The 637-nt window shown below is 63.7% G+C and carries 1 pseudogene; it reads left to right on the top strand.

Annotated elements, in window-relative coordinates:
* Positions 1–422 precede the first annotated feature (422 nt).
* A pseudogene (locus HMPREF1249_RS04130) lies at positions 423–637 on the top strand (MFS transporter); the annotation flags it as partial.

The following is a 637-nucleotide window of genomic DNA, read 5'->3' as shown; positions in this document are numbered from 1 at the left end:
CCCCGGGACCCGGGACCGTCCTACTAGTCGTCGGGTCGGGGGTTTCGGGTTTAGGACCGTCCCTTACCGTACCCGGCCCCGGCCCGGTCCGGGTTTCGGGGGTTTACGGGTAACTACTTTCCGTTCCGGTCCGGTAAACGGAAACGGTCGGGTCGGACCCTACCGTAGTAGGTCCGGGTTCCCGGTTCCCGTCCGCGTCGTAACGGGGGTAACCGGGGGGTAACGGGAACGGCCGGTTTCGGTTTTTCGTACTTACCCGTTTCCCGGGGTCGGGACGTAGGTCGGTACTTACGGTCCGGGCCCCGGACCGGGTAGGGGTCGGGCCGGCCCCCGGGCCCCGGAACGGAAAAGGGGAAACGGGACCGTTCCTTTTCCGGTTCCGGACCGAACGTAGTCGACGAAGTAGTGGCCGAACCTTACGGTTGGGGGTCGGCTTAGGGCCTCTGCTGAGCGGCGTAACCTACGAGCACTGGGGCGTTAAAGCACCGTTTCTCGTCATGTTCGTCAGCTGCTCTGTGGCGGTGGTCGCGAGCCTGATAAAAGTTCCCAAGGGAATCGGCGATTCCTCTCACGACACGAAGTCCCTGTGGCGGTCTATGGGCGGCATTCTGGCTGACCCGGTTCTCTTTCGGGTCAT

It is taken from the genome of Jonquetella sp. BV3C21 (assembly GCF_000468895.1).
Taxonomy (GTDB): domain Bacteria; phylum Synergistota; class Synergistia; order Synergistales; family Dethiosulfovibrionaceae; genus Jonquetella; species Jonquetella anthropi.
The sequence above is the reverse complement of the archived record's forward strand: the minus strand, read 5'-3'. Positions and strand labels throughout refer to the sequence as shown.